Here is a 23,556-nt window from a genome sequence, read left to right as displayed (position 1 = left end):
CGGCATCTGCGCGACGCTTTGCCGCGTACTGGCCGCGCGCCTTATACTTCCTTGTTTATGCCCGCCGAGCGAGGCCTTAGTGGACAAGATCCTGATCCGTGGGGCACGTACCCACAACCTGAAGAACATCGACCTGACCCTGCCGCGTGACAAGCTGATCGTGATCACCGGCCTGTCCGGATCCGGCAAGTCGTCCCTGGCCTTCGACACCCTGTACGCCGAAGGCCAGCGCCGTTACGTCGAGTCGCTGTCGGCCTACGCCCGGCAGTTCCTGTCGATGATGGAAAAGCCCGATGTCGACACCATCGAAGGATTGTCGCCGGCCATCTCCATCGAGCAGAAGTCGACTTCGCACAACCCGCGCTCGACGGTCGGCACCATCACCGAGATCTACGACTACCTGCGCCTGCTCTATGCACGGGTCGGCACGCCGCGCTGCCCGGACCACGACATTCCGTTGGAGGCGCAAACGATCAGCCAGATGGTCGACCTGGTGCTGGAAAAGCCCGAGGGCAGCAAGTTGATGCTGCTGGCACCGGTGGTGCGCGAGCGCAAGGGCGAGCACCTGGCGGTGTTCGACGAGCTGCGTGCGCAGGGGTTCGTCCGCGCCCGGGTCAATGGCAAGCTCTACGAGCTCGACGAGCTGCCCAAGCTGGACAAGCAGAAAAAGCACAGCATCGATGTGGTGGTGGACCGCTTCAAGGTCCGCGAAGACTTGCAGCAACGCCTGGCCGAGTCGTTCGAGACGGCGCTCAAGCTGGCGGACGGCATCGCCTTGGTAGCGCCGATGGACGACGAAGCAGGCGAAGAGATGATCTTCTCCGCGCGCTTCGCCTGCCCCGTGTGCGGCCATGCGATCAGCGAACTGGAGCCGAAGCTGTTCTCCTTCAATAACCCGGCCGGCGCCTGCCCGACCTGCGACGGCCTGGGGGTCAAGCAGTTCTTCGACACCAAACGCCTGGTCAACAATGAACTGACCCTGGCCGAGGGTGCCATCCGCGGATGGGACCGGCGCAACGTCTATTACTTCCAGATGCTCGGCTCCTTGGCCGCGCACTATGGCTTCAGCCTCGAAGAGCCCTTCGGCGAGCTGTCGGCCGAGCACCAGAAGGTCATCCTGCACGGCAGCGGCAAGCAGAGCGTCGACTTCAAGTACCTCAACGACCGTGGCGACATCGTCAAGCGCTCGCACCCGTTCGAAGGCATCGTGCCGAACCTGGAGCGACGCTATCGGGAAACCGAGTCGGCCACCGTGCGCGAGGAGCTGGCCAAGTACCTCGGCACACAGCCCTGCCCGGACTGCCGCGGCACCCGCCTGCGTCGTGAAGCGCGTCATGTGTGGGTGGGCGAGAAGACCCTGCCGGCGGTCACCAACCTGCCGATCGGCGAGGCCAGCGACTATTTCGACAGCTTGAGCCTGACCGGCCGGCGCGGCGAGATCGCGGCGAAGATCCTCAAGGAAATCTGCGAGCGTCTGCAGTTCCTGGTCAACGTCGGCCTCGACTACCTGACCCTGGACCGCAGCGCCGAGACCCTGTCCGGCGGCGAGGCCCAGCGCATCCGCCTGGCCAGCCAGATCGGCGCTGGCCTGGTGGGCGTGATGTACATCCTCGACGAACCGTCCATCGGCCTGCACCAGCGCGACAACGACCGCTTGCTGGCAACCCTCAACCACCTGCGCGACCTGGGCAACACGGTGATCGTGGTGGAGCATGACGAGGACGCCATCCGCCTGGCCGACTACGTGGTGGACATCGGCCCGGGCGCGGGTGTGCATGGTGGGCGGATCGTTGCCGAAGGCTCGCCCGAGGAAGTCATGGCGCACCCCGACTCCCTCACCGGCAAGTACCTGTCCGGGCGCAAGAAGATCGTCGTCCCGGCCAAACGCACACCACGCAACAAGAAGCTGTCGCTGAAACTCAAGGGCGCGCGTGGCAACAACCTGCAGAACGTCGACCTGGAAATCCCGATCGGCCTGCTGACCTGCGTCACCGGGGTTTCCGGCTCGGGCAAGTCGACGCTGATCAACAATACCCTGTTCCCCTTGGCAGCCACCGCGCTCAATGGCGCCACCAGCCTGGAGGCGGCACCGCACAACAGCCTGGACGGGCTGCAGCACCTCGACAAGGTGGTCGACATCGACCAGAGCCCGATCGGCCGCACGCCACGTTCCAACCCGGCGACCTACACCGGCATCTTCACCCCGATCCGCGAGCTGTTCGCCGGCGTGCCGGAGTCCCGTGCCCGCGGCTACGGCCCGGGGCGTTTCTCGTTCAACGTCAAGGGTGGCCGCTGCGAGGCCTGCCAGGGCGATGGCCTGATCAAGGTGGAGATGCACTTCCTGCCGGACATCTACGTACCGTGCGATGTGTGCAAGAGCAAGCGCTACAACCGCGAGACCCTGGAGATCAAGTACAAGGGCAAGAATATCCACGAGGTCCTGGAAATGACCATCGAGGACGCCCGCGCCTTCTTCGATGCGGTACCGGCCCTGGCGCGCAAGCTGCAAACGCTGATGGACGTGGGGCTTTCCTACATCAAGCTGGGGCAGTCGGCCACGACGCTCTCAGGCGGCGAGGCGCAGCGGGTCAAGTTGTCGCGCGAGTTGTCCAAGCGTGACACGGGCAAGACTCTGTACATTCTCGACGAGCCGACCACCGGCCTGCACTTCGCCGATATCCAGCAGTTGCTGGACGTGCTGCACCGCCTGCGCGACCACGGCAACACCGTGGTGGTGATCGAACACAACCTGGACGTGATCAAGACCGCCGACTGGCTGGTGGACTTGGGGCCGGAAGGCGGTTCGAAAGGCGGCCAGATCATCGCCTGCGGTACGCCCGAAGAGCTGGCCAAGATGAAACAGTCCCATACAGGGCACTATCTGAAACCGCTGCTGGAGCGGGATCGGGCCTGATCCCTAGGGGCGCCTTCGCGCTCCTCTCGCGACAAGGCCGCTCCCACGAGTAACGCGCACCCCATCATGAGGGCGCGATACTCGTGGGAGCGGCCTTGGTCGGAAGGCTGCTCGGAATCCCAGCCGGGCTTACATCTGCGACTGCAGGTAGTTCTCCAGGCCGATGGACTTGATCAGGCCCTGCTGCTTTTCCAGCCAGTAGGTGTGGTCTTCCTCGGTATCGGCCAGTTGCGCGCGCAGGATGTCGCGGCTGATGTAGTCCTTGTGCAGCTCGCACAACTCGATGCCCTTGCACAGCGCAGCACGCACCTTGTACTCCAGGCGCAGGTCGGCAGCGATCATGTCCGGCACGGTGGTGCCCACGTCCAGGTCGTCCGGGCGCATGCGTGGCGTGCCCTCGAGCATCAGGATGCGGCGCATCAAGGCGTCGGCGTGTTGCGTCTCTTCTTCCATCTCGTGGTTGATGCGCTCATAGAGCTTGGTCAGGCCCCAGTCTTCGTACATCCGCGAGTGAATGAAATACTGGTCGCGTGCTGCCAGTTCGCCCGTCAGCAACGTGTTGAGGTAGTCGATTACGTCCGGGTGACCTTGCATCGCCCTGCTTCTCCTAGTGGAACCTTATTAGCACATAGTGTGAACCAGGATTGGCCGAAGGTCACTGAAAAGTGCGCAATAACATGCAAAAAAACCGGCAAACAGTAGTGATATTCATTGAAAAACCGCCCAAATGAGGGCGGTTCTCCTTATCACTTCGAGTTAGGCGAAATTCACGCCCAACGCTTTGGCGATACCCTCGCCGTAGGCCGGGTCGGCCTTGAAGAAATGCTGCAGTTGACGCTGCACCACATCCTCGCTGACGCCTGCCATCGCACCGGCGATGTTGTTGATGAGCAATGCCTTCTGTTCGGCATCCATCAGGCGGAACAACGCCCCGGCATGGCTGTAGTAGTCGTCGTCCTCGCGGTGATCGTAGCGATCGGCCACACCTTGCAGGGCCAATGCAGGCTCCGCGTGACGAGGCGACTGCTTCGGCGCATCGCCATAGCTGTTGGGCTCGTAGTTCGGCGCGCTGCCGTAGCTGCCCAGGGCCATCGAACCGTCACGCTGGTAGCTGTGCACTGGGCAACGCGGGGCATTGACCGGCAGCTGCTGATGGTTGGTACCGATACGGTAGCGGTGGGCGTCAGCATAGGCGAACACCCGGCCTTGCAGCATGCGGTCCGGCGAGAGACCGACACCCGGCACCATGTTGCTTGGGCCGAAGGCGGCCTGCTCGACTTCGGCGAAGTAGTTGAGCGGGTTACGATTCAGCTCCAGCACGCCGACCTCGATCAGCGGGTAGTCCTTCTGCGACCAGGTCTTGGTCACGTCGAAGGGGTTTTCCTGGCGGTTGGCGGCTTCCTCTTCGCTCATTACCTGGATGCAGACGGTCCAGCGCGGGTAGTCACCACGCTCGATGGCCTCGAACAGGTCACGCTGGGCGTAGTCCGGGTCGCTGCCCGCCAGGCGCGCTGCCTCGGCCGGTGCCAGGTTCTTGATGCCCTGCTGGGTCTTGAAGTGCCACTTGACCCAGGTGCGCTCGCCGGTGGCGCTGATCAGGCTATAGGTGTGGCTACCGAAGCCGTGCATGTGGCGGTAGCCATCCGGGATGCCCCGGTCGGAGAAGAGGATGGTGACCTGGTGCAGCGCTTCGGGCGAATGCGACCAGAAGTCCCACATCATCTGGGCATTCTTCAGGTTGGTCTGCGGATGGCGCTTCTGCGTGTGGATGAAGTCCGGGAACTTCAGCGGGTCACGGATGAAGAACACTGGCGTATTGTTGCCGACGATGTCCCAGTTGCCTTCCTCGGTATAGAACTTGACCGCGAAACCGCGTGGATCCCGCTCGGTGTCGGCCGAGCCACGCTCACCACCGACGGTAGAGAAACGCAGGAAGGTTTCGGTCTGCTTGCCGACCTGCTCGAACAGCTTGGCGCTGGTGTAGCGGGTGATGTCACGCGTGACGGTGAAGGTGCCATAGGCGCCCGACCCTTTGGCGTGCACACGGCGCTCGGGGATGTTCTCACGGTTGAAGTGGGCGAGCTTCTCGATCAGGTGAATGTCATCGAGCAGCAGCGGGCCGCGTCGGCCTGCCGAACGGGAATTCTGGTTGTCGGCTACAGGTGCACCGCTGGCGGTGGTGAGAATCTTGCTCATGGGCTCTCCTTATCGGTCTTGAACTGCCGGCTAATCGGCTTGGTGATAAGTATCCGCGAGCTGTATTACAAGAACTAATTCATTGATCCATTCGCTTCGATAGAAAATAACAATTCATACGCGCACAAAAAACCGGGCACGAGGCCCGGCTTCTTGCAGCAGACAGACGTCTTACTCGGCAGCTTCTACAGCACCACCGACCGGACGATCAACCAGCTCGACGTACGCCATAGGCGCGTTGTCGCCAGCGCGGAAACCGCACTTCAGGATGCGCAGGTAGCCGCCCTGACGAGTGGCGTAACGCTTGCCCAGGTCGTTGAACAGCTTGCCAACGGCAGCTTTCGAACGGGTACGGTCGAAAGCCAGACGACGGTTGGCGACGCTGTCTTCCTTGGCCAGGGTGATCAGCGGCTCGGCAACGCGGCGCAGTTCCTTGGCTTTCGGCAGGGTGGTTTTGATCAGCTCGTGCTCGATCAGCGACACTGCCATGTTCTGGAACATGGCCTTGCGGTGAGAGCTGGTACGGCTCAGGTGACGTCCACTTTTACGATGACGCATGATTCATTCCTTACCAAACACTACGTTCGGTGATTACGACGATCAGGCAGTCGCCTTGTCGTCTTTCTTAAGACTTGCAGGCGGCCAGTTGTCGAGGCGCATGCCGAGAGACAGACCACGAGAGGCCAGGACGTCCTTGATTTCGGTCAGGGACTTCTTGCCCAGGTTCGGAGTTTTCAACAGTTCTACTTCGGTACGCTGAATCAGGTCGCCGATGTAGTAGATGTTCTCCGCCTTCAGGCAGTTGGCCGAACGTACGGTCAGTTCCAGATCGTCAACCGGACGCAGCAGGATCGGATCGATCTCGTCTTCCTGCTCGACTACGACAGGCTCGCTGTCACCCTTGAGGTCGACGAACGCGGCCAGCTGCTGCTGCAGGATGGTCGCGGCGCGGCGGATAGCCTCTTCAGGGTCCAGGGTGCCGTTGGTTTCCAGATCGATGACCAGCTTGTCCAGGTTGGTACGCTGTTCAACACGGGCGTTCTCGACCACGTAGGCGATACGACGCACCGGGCTGAACGAGGCGTCCAGCTGCAAGCGGCCAATGCTGCGGCTTTCGTCTTCGTCGGTCTGACGCGAGTCGGCCGGCTCGTAACCACGACCACGAGCTACGGTGAGCTTCATGTTCAGGGCGCCGTTGGACGCCAGGTTCGCGATTACGTGATCGGGGTTGACGATCTCGACATCGTGATCCAGCTGAATATCGGCAGCGGTAACCACCCCCGAACCCTTTTTCGACAAGGTCAGCGTAACTTCGTCACGACCGTGCAGCTTGATAGCCAGGCCTTTGAGGTTCAACAGGATTTCAATGACGTCTTCCTGTACACCTTCGATCGCGGAGTACTCGTGGAGTACGCCATCGATCTCGGCCTCGACTACTGCACAGCCAGGCATGGAGGACAACAGGATGCGGCGCAGCGCGTTGCCCAGGGTATGGCCGAAACCACGCTCGAGAGGCTCGAGCGTGATCTTGGCGCGGGTTGGACTGACGACCTGCACATCGATGTGGCGGGGCGTCAGGAACTCATTTACCGAAATCTGCATGGATGCACCTATTTTCTAGCCCTTACTTGGAGTAGAGCTCGACAATCAGGTTTTCGTTGATGTCGGCGGACAGGTCGCTGCGAGCAGGAACGTTCTTGAAAACGCCCGACTTCTTGGCAGCATCCACGTCAACCCACTCAACGCGGCCACGCTGGGCGCACAGTTCAAGGGCTTGAACAATGCGCAGCTGGTTCTGCGACTTCTCGCGAACCGCGACCACGTCACCCGGACGAACTTGGTAGGATGGAATGTTTACGGTCTTGCCGTTAACGCTGATTGCCTTGTGCGAAACCAGCTGACGGGATTCGGAACGAGTCGAACCGAAGCCCATGCGGTAAACGACGTTGTCCAGACGGCATTCGAGCAGTTGCAGCAGGTTCTCACCGGTAGCGCCTTTCTTCGAGGCTGCCAGCTGGTAGTAACCGCGGAACTGACGTTCCAGAACACCGTAGATACGACGGACTTTCTGTTTCTCGCGCAGCTGGGTGCCGTAGTCGGACTGACGGCCACGGCGCTGACCGTGGATACCCGGGGCTGCTTCGATGTTGCACTTCGATTCCAGAGCGCGAACGCCGCTCTTCAGGAACAGATCGGTGCCTTCACGACGAGACAGTTTGCATTTTGGACCAATGTAACGTGCCATTTATCTGTCTCCTGATTACACGCGACGCTTCTTCGGCGGACGGCACCCGTTGTGCGGGATTGGCGTCACGTCGGTGATGCTGGCGATCTTGTAGCCGCAGCTGTTCAGAGCACGAACAGCGGACTCACGACCTGGACCTGGGCCCTTGACGTTGACGTCGAGGTTCTTCAGGCCGTATTCCAGCGCAGCTTGACCAGCGCGCTCGGCAGCGATCTGGGCTGCGAACGGGGTGGATTTGCGCGAACCACGGAAACCCGAACCACCGGAGGTCGCCCAGGACAGTGCGTTGCCCTGACGGTCGGTGATGGTCACGATGGTGTTGTTGAAAGACGCATGGATGTGGGCGATGCCATCAACCACTGTCTTTTTGACTTTCTTACGAGGACGAGCAGCAGGTTTTGCCATGTCTATATTCCTGGGCGATTACTTGCGGATCGGCTTACGCGGGCCCTTACGGGTGCGTGCGTTGGTCTTGGTGCGCTGACCGCGAACCGGCAGACCTTTACGATGACGCAGGCCGCGGTAGCAACCCAGGTCCATCAAGCGCTTGATCTTCATGTTGATGTCACGACGCAGGTCACCTTCGGTGGTGAACTTCGCGACTTCGCCACGCAGGGTTTCGATTTGCTCGTCGCTCAGATCCTTGATCTTAGCGGCTGGGTTGACCCCAGCGTCTGCACAGATCTTCTGCGCAGTGGTGCGACCGACACCATAGATGTAGGTCAGCGAGATAACAGTGTGCTTGTTATCTGGAATGTTGACGCCTGCAATACGGGCCATTCAGTGGGACTCCAATTGACAGCTACCTACGCCCCGGAAGCCAAGAAATAGGGCGCGAGATAATATCGCTGTAGAAACGAATAATCAACCCAGCAGCGCACTAGCTGCTGGGTTTGAAGCGCGAATCACACTCAGCCTTGGCGCTGCTTGTGACGCGGTTCCGCGCTGCAAATCACTCGCACGATACCTTCGCGGCGAATAATCTTGCAGTTACGGCACAGCTTTTTCACCGATGCACGAACTTTCATTACCGACTCCTCGAACCTTAGGGGCCTATCAGCGCAGCAGACCGCTGCCGCCGTAGCCTTTCAGGTTAGCTTTCTTCATCAGGGATTCGTACTGGTGCGAAACGAGGTGCGATTGTACTTGGGACATGAAGTCCATCACAACCACTACCACAATCAGCAACGAGGTCCCGCCAAGGTAGAACGGAACGTTTGCCGCCACCACCAGGAACTGGGGCAGGAGGCACACGGCCGTCATGTAAAGAGCACCGAACATGGTCAGACGGGTCAGAACGCCATCAATGTAGCGCGCCGACTGCTCACCAGGACGGATACCCGGAATAAAGGCACCGGACTTCTTCAGGTTTTCCGCTACGTCTTTCGGATTGAACATCAGCGCCGTGTAGAAGAAGCAGAAGAAAATGATCCCTGCACTAAACAGCAGAATGTTCAACGGCTGACCAGGAGCGATCGACTGCGAGATGTCCTGCAGCCAGCCCATACCTTCGGACTGACCGAACCAGGCACCCAGCGAAGCCGGAAACAGCAGAATGCTGCTGGCGAAAATGGCCGGGATGACCCCTGCCATGTTCACCTTGAGCGGCAAGTGGCTGGTCTGCGCAGCGAAGACCTTGCGGCCCTGCTGACGCTTGGCGTAGTGAACGGCGATACGACGCTGACCACGCTCGATGAACACCACGAAGCCGATAATCGCTACTGCCAGCAAACCGATAGCGACCAGGGCGAAAATGTTGATATCGCCTGTGCGTGCAGACTCGAAAGACTGCCCGATTGCTCTCGGAAGACCGGCAACGATACCCGCGAAGATCAACATCGAGATACCGTTGCCCACACCGCGCTCGGTGATCTGCTCGCCCAGCCACATCATGAACATCGCGCCCGCCACGAACGTGGAGACGGCGACCACATGGAAGCCCAGGCCCGCAGAAAACGCCACGCCCTGGTTGGCCAGGCCAATGGACATGCCAATGGCCTGGACCAGCGCCAGGATAACGGTGCCGTAGCGGGTGTACTGGCTGATCTTGCGACGGCCAGCTTCACCTTCCTTCTTCAACTGCTCCAGTTGCGGGCTGACCGCGGTCATGAGCTGCATGATGATCGACGCCGAGATGTACGGCATGATCCCCAGTGCGAAAATGCTCATGCGCTCCAGCGCGCCACCGGAAAACATGTTGAACAAGCTAAGAATGGTCCCCTCATTCTGTCGAAACAGATCCGCCAGACGGTCCGGGTTGATGCCGGGCACCGGGATATGCGCACCTATCCGATAGACGATGATCGCCATGAACAGGAAGCGCAGACGAGCCCAGAGTTCCGACATCCCGCCCTTACCGAGCGAAGAGAGAGCACCTTGCTTAGCCATTTATTCCTCGAACTTGCCGCCAGCTGCTTCGATAGCCGCACGCGCACCCTTGGTGGCTGCGATACCCTTGATGGTGACTGCACGAGTGACTTCGCCCGACAGCATGATTTTCACACGCTGTACGTTCTGGCCGATCACGTTGGCATCCTTCAGGGATTGCACGGAAATCACGTCGCCTTCCACCTTGGCCAGCTCGGACAGACGCACTTCGGCGCGGTCCATGGCTTTCAGGGAAACGAAGCCGAACTTCGGCAGGCGACGGTGCAGCGGCTGTTGACCGCCTTCGAAGCCCGGAGCGATCGAACCACCGGAACGGGAGGTCTGACCCTTGTGGCCGCGGCCACCGGTCTTGCCCAAACCGCTACCGATACCACGACCCGGACGATGCTTCTCGCGACGGGAACCCGGCGCTGGACTCAGATCATTGAGTTTCATCGATTAACCCTCGACGCGCAGCATGTAGTAAGCCTTGTTGATCATCCCGCGGTTCTCGGGAGTATCCTGGACTTCTACAGTGTGACCGATGCGGCGCAGACCCAGGCCCTTAACGCACAGCTTGTGGTTGGGCAGGCGGCCGGCGGTGCTTTTGATCAGCGTTACTTTTACGGTTGCCATGATCAGATGATCTCCTCAACGCTCTTGCCGCGCTTGGCAGCAATGGACTCAGGAGATTGCATGGCTTTCAGACCCTTGAAGGTGGCATAGACCACGTTCACTGGGTTGGTCGAACCGTAGCACTTGGCCAGGACGTTCTGGACGCCAGCAACTTCCAGGACAGCACGCATTGCGCCGCCGGCGATGATACCGGTACCTTCGGAGGCAGGCTGCATGTAGACCTTCGAGGCGCCATGGGCGGCCTTGGTGGCGTACTGCAGGGTGGTGCCCTTCAGGTCGACCTGGATCATGTTGCGACGGGCAGCTTCCATGGCTTTCTGGATCGCGGCAGGTACTTCGCGCGACTTGCCACGGCCGAAGCCGACACGGCCCTTGCCATCACCTACCACGGTCAACGCGGTGAAGGTGAAGATACGGCCGCCTTTGACGGTTTTTGCAACGCGGTTAACTTGAACCAGCTTCTCGATGTAGCCTTCGTCGCGCTTTTGGTCGTTATTTGCCATAACTTAGAACTCCAGCCCGCCTTCACGAGCAGCATCGGCCAGCGCCTTGACGCGGCCGTGGTACTTGAAGCCAGAACGGTCGAAAGCAACTTGAGAGATGCCGGCGGCTTTCGCGCGCTCAGCTACCAGCTTGCCAACCTTAGTGGCCGCGTCGATGTTGCCGGTGGCGCCATCACGCAGTTCTTTGTCCAAGGTAGAGGCGCTTGCCAGAACCTTGCTGCCGTCGGCCGAAATGACCTGGGCGTAGATGTGCTGCGAGGAGCGGAACACGCACAGACGCACGACTTCGAGTTCGTGCATCTTCAGGCGTGCTTTGCGAGCGCGACGCAGTCGAGTAACTTTTTTGTCGGTCATTTGCTAGGCCCTACTTCTTCTTGGCTTCTTTACGACGGACTACTTCGTCCGCGTAACGCACACCCTTGCCTTTGTAAGGCTCTGGCGGACGGAAGTCGCGGATTTCAGCGGCCACCTGACCAACCAGCTGCTTGTCGATACCCTTGATCAGGATGTCGGTCTGGCTGGGGGTTTCAGCGGTGATGCCGGCTGGCAGTTCGTAGTCCACGGGGTGCGAGAAGCCCAGAGCCAGGTTCAGGACATTGCCCTTGGCCTGCGCCTTGTAACCAACACCGACCAGCTGGAGCTTGCGCTCGAAGCCTTGGCTTACGCCCTGGACCATGTTGTTGACCAGGGCACGGGTGGTACCGGCCATGGCGCGAGCTTGCTGGTCACCATTGCGAGCAGCGAAACGCAGTTCGCCAGACTCTTCGATAACTTCAACAGACGAGTGAACGTTCAGTTCGAGAGTGCCCTTGGCACCCTTCACCGAAAGCTGCTGGCCGGCGAATTTGATTTCGACGCCTGCTGGCAGCTTAACGGGGTTCTTAGCGACGCGAGACATGCTTATCCCCCCTTAGAACACTGTGCAGAGAACTTCGCCGCCAACACCGGCAGCACGCGCAGCACGATCAGTCATCACACCCTTGTTGGTGGAGACGATGGACACGCCCAGGCCGCCACGAACTTTCGGCAGGTCTGCAACGGACTTGTACTGGCGCAGGCCTGGACGGCTGGCGCGCTTCAGTTCCTCGATGACCGGACGGCCTTCGAAGTACTTCAGCTCGATCGACAGGGAGGGTTTGACTTCGCTGCTGACCTGGTAGCCAGCGATGTAACCTTCGTCTTTCAGAACTTTGGCTACCGCTACCTTCAGGTTCGAGGAAGGCATGCTTACGACGGACTTTTCAGCCATCTGGGCATTACGGATGCGAGTTAGCATGTCCGCTAACGGGTCCTGCATACTCATGGGCTAGATGCTCCTGATACAAGAAATATTAGCCTTGCGGCTATCACAACCACCCGAGCAGGCAGGGCAAAAAACCCGGGCTCAGGTGAGCCGGTCATTCTAGACACAAGACAGAAACGAAACAAGCCCCATATAGGGGCTTGTTTCGTTGCGAGGTCACCGGCGGTCGGAAGATTGCTCCCCTTGCGCCGGGATCACACCAACCGCGATTACCAGCTGGCCTTGACCAGACCTGGAACATCACCGCGCATTGCAGCCTGGCGCAGCATGTTACGGCCCAGGCCGAACTTACGGTAGACACCGTGCGGACGACCGGTCAGGCGGCAGCGGTTGCGCAGGCGCGAGGCGCTGGCGTCACGCGGCTGCTTCTGCAGGGCGACTACGGCGGCGAAACGCTCCTCAGGGGAGACGTCCTGGTTGACGATGATCGCTTTCAGCTCGGCACGCTTCTTGGCGTACTTGGCTACCGTGAGCTGACGCTTCAGCTCGCGGTTTTTCATGCTCTTCTTGGCCATTTTCCTACTCCAATCAGTTGCGGAACGGGAATTTGAAAGCACGCAGCAGGGCGCGGCCTTCTTCATCCGTACGAGCAGTGGTGGTCAGGGTGATGTCCAGACCGCGCAGAGCATCGATCTTGTCGTAGTCGATTTCCGGGAAGATGATCTGCTCTTTCACACCCATGCTGTAGTTGCCACGACCATCGAAGGACTTGGCATTCAGGCCGCGGAAGTCGCGGACCCGAGGCAGGGAGATCGACAGCAGACGATCCAGGAATTCGTACATACGGTCGCGGCGCAGGGTTACCTTGACGCCGATCGGCCAACCTTCACGAACCTTGAAACCCGCAATGGACTTGCGAGCGAAAGTCACGACCGGCTTCTGACCGGTGATCTTTTCCAGGTCGGCAACAGCGTTCTCGATGACTTTCTTGTCACCGATCGCTTCGCCCAGGCCCATGTTCAGGGTGATCTTGGTAACGCGCGGAACTTCCATCACGTTCGCGAGCTTAAGTTCTTCCTTAAGCTTGGGAGCGATTTCGTTCCGGTAAATCTCTTTCAGTCGTGCCATTGTCTTCTACCTAGCAGTGTTCAAGCATCAACCGCTTTCTGGGTCGACTTGAAGACACGAATTTTCTTGCCGTCTTCGACTTTGAAGCCAACGCGGTCAGCCTTGTTGGTTTCACTGTTGAAGATGGCAACGTTGGAAGCGTGCAGAGGCGCTTCTTTCTCGACGATACCGCCCTGGACGCCTGCCATCGGGTTAGGCTTGGTATGACGCTTGACCAGGTTGACACCGCCAACGACCAGACGGTCGTCAGCGAGGACCTTCAGCACCTTACCGCGCTTGCCCTTGTCTTTGCCGGCGATCACGATGATCTCGTCGTCACGACGAATCTTTTGCATGTCGGATCTCCTTACAGCACTTCAGGGGCGAGCGAGACGATCTTCATGAACTTCTCGGAACGAAGCTCACGGGTCACTGGCCCGAAGATGCGAGTGCCGATCGGCTCTTGCTTGTTGTTCAGCAGAACAGCAGCGTTGCCGTCGAAACGAATGATGGAACCGTCAGCGCGGCGAACACCGTGCTTGGTGCGGACGACGACAGCGGTCATCACCTGGCCTTTCTTGACCTTGCCGCGCGGAATCGCTTCCTTCACGGTCACCTTGATGATGTCACCGATGCCGGCGTAACGGCGGTGGGAACCGCCGAGCACCTTGATGCACATGACGCGACGAGCGCCGCTGTTATCGGCCACATCGAGCATGGATTGAGTCTGAATCATAAAATATCTCCGACCCTTCGCCCTTAGACTTCAACAGCGCGTTCGAGAACTTCAACCAGGGCCCAGGACTTGGTCTTGGCCAGCGGACGGGTTTCACGGATGGAAACCTTGTCGCCGATGTGGCACTGGTTGTTTTCGTCGTGCGCGTGCAGCTTAGTCGAACGCTTAACGTATTTACCGTAGATCGGGTGCTTGACGCGACGCTCGATCAGAACGGTGATGGTCTTGTCCATTTTGTCGCTGACGACACGGCCAGTCAGCGTACGGACGGTTTTTTCAGCTTCAGCCATGATCACTTACCTGCCTGCTGGTTGAGCACAGTTTTCACGCGAGCGATGTCACGCTTAACTTGCGAGAGCAGGTGCGACTGCCCCAACTGGCCAGTTGCCTTCTGCATGCGCAGATTGAACTGGTCGCGCAGCAAGCCGAGCAGTTGCTCATTCAGTTGCTGTGCCGATTTTTCACGAAGTTCATTCGCTTTCATCACATCACCGTCCGCTTAACAAAGGAGGTGGCGAGAGGCAGCTTTGCAGCAGCCAGGGCGAAAGCCTCGCGCGCCAGCTCTTCAGAAACACCCTCGATCTCGTACAGGACTTTGCCTGGCTGGATCTGGGCAACCCAGTACTCCACGGAACCCTTACCTTTACCCATACGCACTTCGAGAGGCTTCTTGGTAACCGGCTTGTCCGGGAATACACGGATCCAGATCTTGCCGCCACGTTTTACGTGACGGGTCAGGGCACGACGTGCCGACTCGATCTGGCGGGCGGTGAGACGACCGCGGGATACAGCTTTCAGGGCGAATTCGCCGAAGCTGACCTTGCTACCGCGCAGGGCCAGACCACGGTTGTGGCCGGTCATCTGCTTGCGGAATTTTGTACGCTTTGGTTGCAACATTTGGCGTACCCCTTACTTAGCAGCTTTTTTACGAGGCGCTGGTGCTTGAGGCTTCAGCTCTTCCTGGCGACCACCAATAACTTCGCCTTTGAAGATCCAAACCTTGACACCGATCACACCGTAGGTGGTGTGGGCTTCGTAGGTGGCATAGTCGATATCGGCACGCAGGGTGTGCAGTGGCACACGACCTTCGCGATACCATTCAGTACGTGCAATCTCGGCACCGCCGAGACGACCGCTCACCTGGATCTTGATGCCCTTGGCACCAATACGCATGGCGTTCTGCACGGCGCGCTTCATGGCGCGACGGAACATTACGCGGCGCTCCAGCTGCTGGGCTACGCTCTGGGCAACCAGCATGGCGTCGAGTTCCGGCTTGCGGATCTCTTCGATGTTGATGTGCACAGGCACACCCATCTGCTTGGTCAGGTCCTGACGCAGCTTCTCAACGTCCTCACCTTTCTTGCCGATAACGATACCGGGACGAGCGGTGTGGATGGTGATGCGTGCAGTTTGAGCCGGACGATGAATATCGATACGGCTTACGGACGCGCTTTTTAGTTTGTCCTGGAGGTACTCACGCGTTTTCAGATCCTTGAGCAGGTAATCTGCGTAAGTAGCGCCGTCTGCATACCAGACGGAGGTGTGCTCCTTGACGATTCCCAGGCGAATGCCAGTGGGATGTACTTTCTGACCCATCTGATCGACTCCGTTACTTGTCCGCAACCTTGACAGTGATATGGCAAGACCGCTTGACGATGCGATCAGCGCGGCCTTTGGCACGCGGCATGATGCGCTTCAGCGAACGCCCTTCGTTGACGAAAACGGTGCTGACCTTCAGGTCATCAACGTCTGCGCCTTCGTTATGCTCGGCGTTGGCAACGGCCGACTCGAGGACTTTCTTCATGATTTCAGCGGCTTTTTTGCTGCTGAAGGCCAACAGGTTGAGCGCGTCGCCCACCTTCTTCCCGCGGATCTGGTCGGCGACCAAGCGGGCTTTCTGGGCGGAGATTCGAGCGCCCGACAACTTAGCGGCTACTTCCATTTCCTTACCCCTTAACGCTTGGCTTTCTTGTCAGCCACGTGCCCGCGATAGGTGCGGGTACCGGCGAACTCGCCCAGTTTGTGGCCGACCATGTCTTCGTTCACGAGAACGGGGACATGCTGACGACCGTTGTGTACCGCGATGGTCAGACCGACCATTTGTGGCAGGATCATGGAACGGCGCGACCAGGTTTTGACTGGCTTGCGATCGTTCTTCTCCACCGCCACTTCGATCTTCTTCAGAAGGTGAAGATCGATAAAAGGACCTTTTTTCAGAGAACGTGGCACTGTCGTATCCCTCTAGTTACTTGCGACGACGGACGATCATGTTGTCGGTACGCTTATTACCACGGGTCTTCGCACCCTTGGTTGGGAAGCCCCATGGCGATACCGGATGACGACCACCGGAGGTACGACCTTCACCACCACCGTGCGGGTGGTCAACCGGGTTCATGGCAACGCCACGAACGGTTGGGCGAACGCCGCGCCAGCGTTTGGCACCAGCTTTACCCAGCGAGCGCAGGCTGTGCTCGGAGTTCGAGACTTCGCCCAGGGTCGCACGGCACTCGGCCAGCACTTTACGCATCTCACCAGAGCGCAGACGCAGAGTCACGTAGACGCCTTCGCGAGCGATCAGCTGAGCCGAAGCACCAGCGGAACGAGCGATTTGAGCACCTTTACCCGGCTTCAGTTCGATGCCGTGAACGGTGCTACCTACTGGGATGTTGCGCAGCTGCAGGGAGTTGCCCGGCTTGATTGGAGCCAGGGCGCCTGCGATCAGCTGGTCGCCAGCGCTCACGCCCTTCGGCGCGATGATGTAGCGACGCTCGCCGTCTGCGTAGCACAGCAGGGCGATGTGAGCAGTACGGTTCGGGTCGTATTCGATACGCTCGACGGTGGCTGGGATGCCATCCTTGTCGTTGCGACGGAAGTCGACCAGACGGTAGTGCTGCTTATGACCACCACCAACGTGACGAGTGGTGATGCGGCCATTGTTGTTACGACCACCAGACTTCGATTTCTTCTCGATCAGCGGTGCGTGAGGAGCGCCTTTGTGCAGCTCCTGGTTGACCACCTTGACCACGAAACGGCGGCCAGGGGAAGTCGGTTTGCATTTAACGATTGCCATGATGCACCCCTTCCTTACTCAGCACTGCTGCTGAAATCGAGATCTTGGCCTGGCTGAAGGGAGACGATCGCCTTCTTCCAGTCATTACGCTTGCCCAGACCACGTACAGTGCGCTTGGTCTTGCCCAGAACGTTGACGGTGGTCACGTTCTCGACCTTGACGCCGAACAGGCCTTCGACAGCTTTCTTGATTTCCAGCTTGGTTGCGTCGGTAGCAACCTTGAATACGAACTGGCCTTTTTTCTCAGCCAGAACGGTAGCCTTCTCGGAAACGTGCGGGCCAAGGAGGACTTTAAATACGCGTTCCTGGTTCATCCCAGCAGCTCCTCGAATTTCTTCACGGCCGAGACAGTGATCAACACTTTCTCGTATGCGATCAGACTGACCGGGTCGGAACCCTGGACGTCACGTACGTCGACGTGCGGCAGGTTACGAGCAGCCAGGTACAGGTTCTGATCAACGGCGTCGGAAACGATCAGTACGTCGTTCAGACCCATGCCGTTCAGCTTGTTCAGCAGGTCCTTGGTCTTCGGCGCTTCGACAGCGAAGTCCTGGACAACGACCAGACGCTCGCTACGTACCAGCTCGGAGAGGATGGAGCGCAGGGCTGCGCGGTACATCTTCTTGTTGAGCTTCTGCGAGTGGTCCTGAGGACGAGCTGCGAAGGTGACACCACCGCCGCGCCAGATCGGGCCACGGGTGGTACCGGCACGAGCGCGGCCGGTGCCTTTCTGACGCCACGGGCGCTTGCCACCACCGGTCACGTCGGAACGGGTCTTCTGCTGCTTGGTGCCCTGACGGCCGCCGGCCATATAGGCCACGACTGCTTGGTGTACCAGCGTCTCGTTGAATTCGCCACCGAAAGTCAGTTCGGAAACTTCGATCGCCTGAGCGTCATTTACATTAAGTTGCATGTCAGTTTCCCCTTAACCGCGAGCCTTGACAGCCGGACGCACGACCACGTCGCCGCCAGTAGCGCCTGGAACGGCACCCTTGATCAGCAGCAGGTTGCGCTCAGCGTCTACGCGTACCACTTCCAGGGACTGAACAGTCACGCGCTCGGCGCCCATGTGACCGGACATTTTCTTGCCCTTGAATACACGACCAGGAGTCTGGCACTGGCCGATGGAGCCTGGGACGCGGTGCGATACGGAGTTACCGTGGGTGTTGTCCTGGCCGCGGAAGTTCCAGCGCTTGATGGTACCGGCGAAGCCTTTACCCTTGGACTGACCCGTAACGTCTACCAGCTGGCCTGCAGTGAAGAGTTCAGCTTTGATCAAGTCGCCAGCCTGGAACTCGCCTTCTTCAAGACGGAACTCCCAGACACCGCGACCAGCGGCAACGTTCGCTTTGGCGAAGTGACCAGCCTGAGCGGCAGTCACGCGCGAAGCACGACGCTCGCCGACAGTGACTTGCACTGCACGGTAGCCATCGGTTTCTTCAGTTTTGAACTGGGTGACGCGATTCGGCTCGATCTCGATGACCGTGACCGGAATGGAGACACCTTCTTCGGTGAAAATGCGGGTCATGCCGCACTTACGACCGACTACACCAATAGTCATGTTGTAAACCTCATGAGTGTACGGGGCTTTCACCCGCTATGGCCGCCCATTTCAGAGCGTTACACGACCAGACCGAAGTCTTAGCCGAGGCTGATCTGTACTTCCACGCCGGCCGCGAGATCGAGCTTCATCAGCGCGTCAACGGTTTTATCCGTCGGCTGGACGATGTCCAGAACACGCTTGTGAGTACGGATCTCGTACTGGTCACGCGCGTCTTTGTTGACGTGCGGGGAGACCAGAACGGTGAACCGCTCTTTGCGGGTAGGCAGTGGAATAGGACCACGCACTTGTGCACCAGTACGTTTCGCGGTTTCCACGATTTCCTGGGTGGATTGGTCGATCAGGCGATGGTCGAATGCCTTCAACCTGATGCGGATTTGCTGATTTTGCATTGGATTTCAGACTCCAGGCTGTTCCCACCGGGCGCACTACGCCCGTTAAAAGGAGGCGTGATTCTATAGACGCCCCTATATAGTGTCAACCCAATAAAAAAAGCCCCCGCTGAGCGGGGGCTTTTTCAACCGATCGAGTGATTACTCGATGATTTTGGCTACGACGCCGGCGCCGACGGTACGACCGCCTTCACGGATGGCGAAACGCAGACCTTCTTCCATCGCGATGGTCTTGATCAGGGTGACTTCCATCTGGATGTTGTCACCTGGCATTACCATCTCGACGCCTTCCGGCAGTTCGCAGGAACCGGTCACGTCAGTGGTACGGAAGTAGAACTGAGGACGGTAGCCTTTGAAGAACGGAGTGTGACGGCCGCCTTCTTCCTTCGACAGGACGTAGACTTCTGCGGTGAACTTGGTGTGCGGCTTGACCGAACCCGGCTTGGCCAGAACCTGACCACGCTCGACTTCGTCACGCTTGGTGCCACGCAGCAGAACGCCGCAGTTCTCGCCAGCACGGCCTTCGTCCAGCAGCTTGCGGAACATTTCAACGCCGGTGCAGGTAGTCTTGGTGGTCGGACGCAGGCCGACGATCTCGACTTCTTCCTGGATGCGGACGATGCCACGCTCAACACGGCCAGTTACAACGGTACCGCGACCCGAGATCGAGAACACGTCTTCGATCGGCATCAGGAACGGCAGGTCGATGGCACGAACCGGCTCAGGAATGTAGCTGTCCAGGGTTTCGACCAGCTTCTTGACGGCGGTGGTACCCATTTCGTTGGTATCTTCGCCGTTCAGCGCCATCAGGGCCGAACCGATGATGATCGGGGTGTCGTCACCCGGGAAGTCGTAGGTGGACAGCAGGTCGCGAACTTCCATCTCGACCAGCTCCAGCAGCTCGGCGTCGTCAACCATGTCAGCCTTGTTCAGGAAGACAACGATGTACGGAACGCCAACCTGACGGGACAGCAGGATGTGCTCACGAGTCTGAGGCATCGGACCATCGGCAGCCGAGCAGACCAGGATAGCGCCGTCCATCTGGGCAGCACCGGTGATCATGTTCTTGACGTAGTCGGCGTGGCCCGGGCAGTCAACGTGCGCGTAGTGACGAATGTTGGAGTCGTACTCTACGTGAGCGGTGTTGATGGTGATACCGCGAGCTTTCTCTTCCGGAGCGGAGTCGATCTTGTCGAAGTCGACCTTGGCCGAACCGAAGACTTCGGAGCAGACGCGGGTCAGAGCTGCGGTCAGAGTGGTTTTACCGTGGTCAACGTGACCGATGGTGCCAACGTTGACGTGCGGTTTGTTACGTTCAAATTTTTCTTTAGCCACGACAGTGAACCTCTTGCCTAAAGGGCTGGATTAGCCTTGTTTTTTAACGAGCGCTTCGACGATGTTCGACGGAGCTTCGGCGTATTTGGAGAATTCCATGGAGTAGCTCGCGCGACCCTGAGACATGGAACGAACGTCGGTTGCATAACCGAACATCTCTCCGAGCGGAACTTCAGCACGGATAACCTTGCCGGAGACCGAGTCTTCCATACCCTGGATCAGACCACGACGACGGTTCAGGTCACCCATCACGTCACCCATGTAGTCTTCAGGGGTCACCACTTCCACCTTCATGATCGGCTCAAGCACCTTACCACCGCCCTTCTGGGCCAGTTGCTTGGTCGCCATGGAGGCAGCGATCTTGAACGCCATCTCGTTGGAGTCGACGTCGTGGTAGGAACCGTCAAACACGGTAGCCTTCAGACCGATCAGCGGATAGCCGGCGACAACGCCGTTCTTCATCTGCTCTTCGATACCCTTCTGGATCGCTGGGATGTATTCCTTCGGAACCACACCACCCACGACTTCGTTGGTGAAGACCAGACCTTCGGTGATGTTGCCCTTTTCGTCGGCATCAGGCTGCGAGAAGCGAACCCAGCAGTGACCGAACTGACCGCGACCACCGGACTGACGAACGAACTTGCCTTCGATCTCGACGTTGTCCTTGGTGATGGTTTCACGGTAGGAAACCTGCGGCTTGCCGATGTTGGCCTCAACGTTGAACTCGCGCTTCATGCGGTCGACGATGATGTCCAGGTGCAGCTCACCCATACCGGAGATGATGGTCTGACCGGTTTCTTCGTCAGTCTTGACGCGGAACGACGGGTCTTCCTGGGCCAGCTTGCTCAGGGCGATGCCCATCTTCTCCTGGTCAGCCTTGGTCTTCGGCTCAACGGCTACCGAGATGACCGGCTCCGGGAAGTCCATGCGCTCGAGGATGATTGGCTTGTCGGCGTCGCACAGGGTTTCACCGGTGGTGACGTCCTTCATGCCGATCAGGGCCGCGATGTCGCCAGCGCGCACTTCCTTGATCTCTTCACGCTGGTTGGCGTGCATCTGCACCATACGACCAACGCGCTCTTTCTTGCCCTTGACCGAGTTGATGACGGAGTCACCGGAGTTCAGGACGCCCGAGTAGACGCGAACGAAGGTCAGGGTACCGACGAACGGGTCGGTAGCAATCTTGAACGCCAGAGCCGAGAACGGCTCGTTGTCGTCGGCACGACGCTCGTCTTTCGGAGCGTTCTCGTCTTCGATGTGGTCCGGGTGGATACCCTGGATTGCAGGGATCTCGGTCGGAGCAGGCAGGAAGTCGATGACGGCGTCGAGAACCAGGGGAACACCCTTGTTCTTGAACGAGGAGCCGCAGACGGCAGGAACGATCTCGCTTGCCAGGGTACGGGCGCGCAGACCAGCCTTGATGTCTTCGACGGACAGGTCACCTTCTTCAAGGTACTTGTTCATCAGCTCTTCGTTGGCCTCGGCAGCGGACTCGACCATGTTGGCACGCCACTCTTCAGCCAGCTCCAGCATATCGGCAGGAATTTCTTCCTCGCGATAGGTGGTGCCCTTGTCGTCATCGTTCCAGTAGATGGCTTTCATCTTGATCAGGTCGACCTGACCCTGGAAGTTGTCCTCGGCACCGATAGCCAGCTGGATCGGGACCGGGGTGTGACCCAGGCGGTTCTTGATCTGACCGACAACGCGCAGGAAGTTGGCGCCGGCGCGGTCCATCTTGTTCACGTAGACAACACGTGGAACGCCGTACTTGTTGGCCTGACGCCATACGGTTTCGGACTGCGGCTCAACGCCGGAGGTACCGCAGAACACGACGACCGCCCCGTCGAGTACGCGCAGCGAACGCTCTACTTCGATGGTGAAGTCAACGTGGCCGGGGGTATCGATGACGTTTACGCGGTAGTTGTCGTACTGACCACGAGAACCTTTCCAGAAGGTGGTGACAGCAGCGGAGGTAATGGTGATACCGCGCTCCTGCTCCTGAACCATCCAGTCGGTGGTCGCGGCGCCGTCATGCACCTCGCCCATCTTGTGGCTCAGGCCTGTGTAGAACAGGATCCGCTCGGTAGTGGTAGTCTTGCCCGCGTCAACGTGGGCACAGATACCGATGTTACGGTAGCGGTTAATTGCTGTAGTACGAGCCATAAAGCCCTCGCAAAAAGATTGATGCCTGAATTAGAAGCGGTAGTGCGAGAAAGCCTTGTTGGCTTCGGCCATACGGTGTACGTCTTCACGCTTCTTGACTGCAGCACCTTTGCCTTCAGCGGCATCCAGCAGCTCGCCAGCCAGGCGCAGCGCCATGGACTTCTCGCCGCGCTTGCGGGCGTAATCTACCAGCCAGCGCATTGCCAGCGCGTTACGACGGGATGGGCGAACTTCGACCGGAACCTGGTAAGTGGCACCGCCGACACGGCGGGACTTTACTTCGACCAGCGGAGCGATGGCGTCGAGAGCTTTCTCGAAGATTTCCAGGGGATCGCTGTTCTTGCGTGCTTTGACGGTATCCAGGGCACCGTAAACGATGCGCTCGGCTACGGCCTTCTTGCCGCTTTCCATCACGTGGTTCATGAACTTGGCGAGGATCTGGCTTCCGTATTTCGGATCGTCCAGGATCTCACGCTTGGCTGCTACACGACGTCTTGGCATTGATAAGCCCTCAAACGGTCTTCAGGTTAGCTCGGGACTGACGGCGATGCCGCACCCGACCTTACTCTTATCGACTCAAATAGATAAAAAGGTGCAAGCGGCCTTACTTCGGACGCTTGGTACCGTACTTCGAACGGCCCTGCTTACGGTCTTTGACGCCGGAGGTATCCAGCGAACCGCGCACGGTGTGGTAACGAACACCTGGCAAGTCCTTTACACGACCGCCACGGATCAGAACAACGCTGTGCTCTTGCAGGTTGTGGCCTTCACCGCCGATGTACGAGGAAACCTCGAAACCGTTGGTCAGACGCACACGGCATACTTTACGCAGTGCCGAGTTAGGTTTTTTCGGCGTAGTGGTGTACACGCGAGTGCACACACCACGACGTTGCGGGCAGTTCTGCAGCGCAGGAACGTCGGATTTATCGACGATACGCTTACGCGGCTGACGTACCAGCTGGTTGATAGTTGCCATCTACTAGCTCCACTGATTGTCTTGCGACGCTATTGTCTTGCAAGAAAAGCCAAAAATTGGCGAGACAGAGCCTCACCAAATTTAAGGGTACAAAAGTCTAAAGAGGATCTTG

At 58.9% G+C, this 23,556-nt stretch carries 35 protein-coding genes; 1 reads left to right on the top strand and 34 read right to left on the bottom strand.

Annotation, left to right across the window (positions count from 1 at the left end):
* Positions 1-79: 79 nt before the first annotated feature.
* Complete coding sequence (uvrA, locus tag WCE05_RS13265) at positions 80-2,914, top strand: excinuclease ABC subunit UvrA (protein ID WP_368816039.1); 2,835 nt, start codon at positions 80-82, stop codon at positions 2,912-2,914.
* Positions 2,915-3,043: 129 nt separating this feature from the next.
* Here uvrA and bfr read toward each other — a convergent pair whose 3' ends face one another.
* The 34 genes from bfr to rpsL form a co-directional block, all read right to left on the bottom strand.
* Positions 3,044-3,508 (bottom strand): bacterioferritin, encoded by a 465-nt coding sequence (bfr, locus tag WCE05_RS13260; RefSeq protein ID WP_225788807.1) that lies wholly within the window; start codon positions 3,506-3,508, stop codon positions 3,044-3,046.
* A 162-nt stretch (positions 3,509-3,670) separates the two neighbouring features.
* Complete coding sequence (locus tag WCE05_RS13255; protein ID WP_368816038.1) at positions 3,671-5,110, bottom strand: catalase; 1,440 nt, start codon at positions 5,108-5,110, stop codon at positions 3,671-3,673.
* A 171-nt stretch (positions 5,111-5,281) separates the two neighbouring features.
* Positions 5,282-5,668, bottom strand: a complete 387-nt coding sequence (gene rplQ / locus WCE05_RS13250) for a 50S ribosomal protein L17 (RefSeq protein ID WP_043210290.1) — start codon at positions 5,666-5,668, stop codon at positions 5,282-5,284.
* A gap of 42 nt (positions 5,669-5,710) precedes the next feature.
* Positions 5,711-6,712 (bottom strand): DNA-directed RNA polymerase subunit alpha, encoded by a 1,002-nt coding sequence (rpoA, locus tag WCE05_RS13245; RefSeq protein ID WP_003255452.1) that lies wholly within the window; start codon positions 6,710-6,712, stop codon positions 5,711-5,713.
* 22 nt (positions 6,713-6,734) lie between these two features.
* Positions 6,735-7,355, bottom strand: a complete 621-nt coding sequence (gene rpsD / locus WCE05_RS13240) for a 30S ribosomal protein S4 (protein WP_084857327.1) — start codon at positions 7,353-7,355, stop codon at positions 6,735-6,737.
* 15 nt (positions 7,356-7,370) lie between these two features.
* Positions 7,371-7,760, bottom strand: coding sequence for a 30S ribosomal protein S11 (rpsK, locus tag WCE05_RS13235; protein ID WP_003255454.1), 390 nt, complete (start codon positions 7,758-7,760; stop codon positions 7,371-7,373).
* An 18-nt stretch (positions 7,761-7,778) separates the two neighbouring features.
* Positions 7,779-8,135 carry a 30S ribosomal protein S13 gene (gene rpsM / locus WCE05_RS13230; protein WP_003255457.1) on the bottom strand — a complete coding sequence of 119 codons (357 nt, stop codon included), beginning with the start codon at positions 8,133-8,135 and terminating at the stop codon, positions 7,779-7,781.
* A gap of 131 nt (positions 8,136-8,266) precedes the next feature.
* A complete protein-coding gene (gene rpmJ / locus WCE05_RS13225) occupies positions 8,267-8,383 on the bottom strand; it encodes a 50S ribosomal protein L36 (protein ID WP_011531897.1) in 117 nt (38 codons plus the stop codon).
* A gap of 28 nt (positions 8,384-8,411) precedes the next feature.
* On the bottom strand, positions 8,412-9,743 hold the full coding sequence (gene secY, locus WCE05_RS13220) for a preprotein translocase subunit SecY (protein WP_225788809.1): 1,332 nt from the start codon (positions 9,741-9,743) through the stop codon (positions 8,412-8,414).
* Complete coding sequence (gene rplO / locus WCE05_RS13215; protein ID WP_003257107.1) at positions 9,744-10,178, bottom strand: 50S ribosomal protein L15; 435 nt, start codon at positions 10,176-10,178, stop codon at positions 9,744-9,746.
* Positions 10,179-10,181: 3 nt separating this feature from the next.
* On the bottom strand, positions 10,182-10,358 hold the full coding sequence (gene rpmD / locus WCE05_RS13210; RefSeq protein ID WP_009397493.1) for a 50S ribosomal protein L30: 177 nt from the start codon (positions 10,356-10,358) through the stop codon (positions 10,182-10,184).
* Positions 10,359-10,360: 2 nt separating this feature from the next.
* On the bottom strand, positions 10,361-10,861 hold the full coding sequence (gene rpsE / locus WCE05_RS13205) for a 30S ribosomal protein S5 (protein WP_023382626.1): 501 nt from the start codon (positions 10,859-10,861) through the stop codon (positions 10,361-10,363).
* Between the two features lie 3 nt (positions 10,862-10,864).
* Entirely contained in the window at positions 10,865-11,215 is a 351-nt protein-coding gene (gene rplR / locus WCE05_RS13200; RefSeq protein ID WP_225788810.1) for a 50S ribosomal protein L18, read from the bottom strand.
* A 10-nt stretch (positions 11,216-11,225) separates the two neighbouring features.
* Positions 11,226-11,759: a 50S ribosomal protein L6 gene (gene rplF, locus WCE05_RS13195; RefSeq protein WP_225788811.1), complete on the bottom strand. Its 534-nt coding sequence runs from the start codon at positions 11,757-11,759 to the stop codon at positions 11,226-11,228.
* 12 nt (positions 11,760-11,771) lie between these two features.
* Positions 11,772-12,164, bottom strand: a complete 393-nt coding sequence (gene rpsH, locus WCE05_RS13190) for a 30S ribosomal protein S8 (RefSeq protein ID WP_225788812.1) — start codon at positions 12,162-12,164, stop codon at positions 11,772-11,774.
* A gap of 209 nt (positions 12,165-12,373) precedes the next feature.
* Positions 12,374-12,679, bottom strand: a complete 306-nt coding sequence (gene rpsN / locus WCE05_RS13185; protein ID WP_225788813.1) for a 30S ribosomal protein S14 — start codon at positions 12,677-12,679, stop codon at positions 12,374-12,376.
* Between the two features lie 13 nt (positions 12,680-12,692).
* On the bottom strand, positions 12,693-13,232 hold the full coding sequence (rplE, locus tag WCE05_RS13180) for a 50S ribosomal protein L5 (protein WP_225788814.1): 540 nt from the start codon (positions 13,230-13,232) through the stop codon (positions 12,693-12,695).
* Positions 13,233-13,252: 20 nt separating this feature from the next.
* The gene (gene rplX, locus WCE05_RS13175) at positions 13,253-13,567 is read right to left on the bottom strand and encodes a 50S ribosomal protein L24 (protein WP_023382629.1); all 315 of its coding nucleotides are present in this window, start codon (positions 13,565-13,567) and stop codon (positions 13,253-13,255) included.
* An 11-nt stretch (positions 13,568-13,578) separates the two neighbouring features.
* Positions 13,579-13,947 (bottom strand): 50S ribosomal protein L14, encoded by a 369-nt coding sequence (rplN, locus tag WCE05_RS13170; RefSeq protein WP_225788815.1) that lies wholly within the window; start codon positions 13,945-13,947, stop codon positions 13,579-13,581.
* Positions 13,948-13,970: 23 nt separating this feature from the next.
* A complete protein-coding gene (gene rpsQ / locus WCE05_RS13165) occupies positions 13,971-14,237 on the bottom strand; it encodes a 30S ribosomal protein S17 (protein ID WP_031303185.1) in 267 nt (88 codons plus the stop codon).
* Positions 14,238-14,239: 2 nt separating this feature from the next.
* A complete protein-coding gene (rpmC, locus tag WCE05_RS13160) occupies positions 14,240-14,431 on the bottom strand; it encodes a 50S ribosomal protein L29 (protein WP_002555481.1) in 192 nt (63 codons plus the stop codon).
* Positions 14,431-14,844, bottom strand: coding sequence for a 50S ribosomal protein L16 (gene rplP, locus WCE05_RS13155; RefSeq protein ID WP_225788816.1), 414 nt, complete (start codon positions 14,842-14,844; stop codon positions 14,431-14,433). The genes rpmC and rplP overlap by 1 nt, the downstream gene beginning before the upstream one ends.
* Positions 14,845-14,856: 12 nt before the next feature.
* A complete protein-coding gene (rpsC, locus tag WCE05_RS13150) occupies positions 14,857-15,543 on the bottom strand; it encodes a 30S ribosomal protein S3 (RefSeq protein WP_060392311.1) in 687 nt (228 codons plus the stop codon).
* A 13-nt stretch (positions 15,544-15,556) separates the two neighbouring features.
* Entirely contained in the window at positions 15,557-15,889 is a 333-nt protein-coding gene (gene rplV, locus WCE05_RS13145; protein ID WP_003304070.1) for a 50S ribosomal protein L22, read from the bottom strand.
* 11 nt (positions 15,890-15,900) lie between these two features.
* Complete coding sequence (rpsS, locus tag WCE05_RS13140) at positions 15,901-16,176, bottom strand: 30S ribosomal protein S19 (protein WP_010486981.1); 276 nt, start codon at positions 16,174-16,176, stop codon at positions 15,901-15,903.
* Positions 16,177-16,192: 16 nt separating this feature from the next.
* Positions 16,193-17,017, bottom strand: coding sequence for a 50S ribosomal protein L2 (rplB, locus tag WCE05_RS13135; protein ID WP_225788817.1), 825 nt, complete (start codon positions 17,015-17,017; stop codon positions 16,193-16,195).
* Between the two features lie 14 nt (positions 17,018-17,031).
* Entirely contained in the window at positions 17,032-17,331 is a 300-nt protein-coding gene (gene rplW / locus WCE05_RS13130) for a 50S ribosomal protein L23 (RefSeq protein ID WP_225788818.1), read from the bottom strand.
* Entirely contained in the window at positions 17,328-17,930 is a 603-nt protein-coding gene (gene rplD, locus WCE05_RS13125) for a 50S ribosomal protein L4 (protein WP_225788819.1), read from the bottom strand. The genes rplW and rplD overlap by 4 nt, the downstream gene beginning before the upstream one ends.
* 12 nt (positions 17,931-17,942) lie before the next feature.
* Positions 17,943-18,578: a 50S ribosomal protein L3 gene (rplC, locus tag WCE05_RS13120; RefSeq protein WP_225788820.1), complete on the bottom strand. Its 636-nt coding sequence runs from the start codon at positions 18,576-18,578 to the stop codon at positions 17,943-17,945.
* A gap of 80 nt (positions 18,579-18,658) precedes the next feature.
* Entirely contained in the window at positions 18,659-18,970 is a 312-nt protein-coding gene (gene rpsJ / locus WCE05_RS13115; protein ID WP_003186070.1) for a 30S ribosomal protein S10, read from the bottom strand.
* Positions 18,971-19,111: 141 nt separating this feature from the next.
* Complete coding sequence (gene tuf, locus WCE05_RS13110; protein ID WP_253079911.1) at positions 19,112-20,305, bottom strand: elongation factor Tu; 1,194 nt, start codon at positions 20,303-20,305, stop codon at positions 19,112-19,114.
* Positions 20,306-20,335: 30 nt separating this feature from the next.
* Positions 20,336-22,468: an elongation factor G gene (fusA, locus tag WCE05_RS13105; RefSeq protein WP_225790921.1), complete on the bottom strand. Its 2,133-nt coding sequence runs from the start codon at positions 22,466-22,468 to the stop codon at positions 20,336-20,338.
* Between the two features lie 30 nt (positions 22,469-22,498).
* Positions 22,499-22,969, bottom strand: a complete 471-nt coding sequence (rpsG, locus tag WCE05_RS13100) for a 30S ribosomal protein S7 (protein WP_003246741.1) — start codon at positions 22,967-22,969, stop codon at positions 22,499-22,501.
* 103 nt (positions 22,970-23,072) lie between these two features.
* A complete protein-coding gene (rpsL, locus tag WCE05_RS13095; protein WP_058070022.1) occupies positions 23,073-23,444 on the bottom strand; it encodes a 30S ribosomal protein S12 in 372 nt (123 codons plus the stop codon).
* Positions 23,445-23,556 lie beyond the last annotated feature (112 nt).

This window comes from Pseudomonas sp. I2 (assembly GCF_040984075.1).
Lineage (GTDB): Bacteria > Pseudomonadota > Gammaproteobacteria > Pseudomonadales > Pseudomonadaceae > Aquipseudomonas > Aquipseudomonas guariconensis_B.
This window is presented reverse-complemented; position numbering and strand designations above follow the sequence as displayed.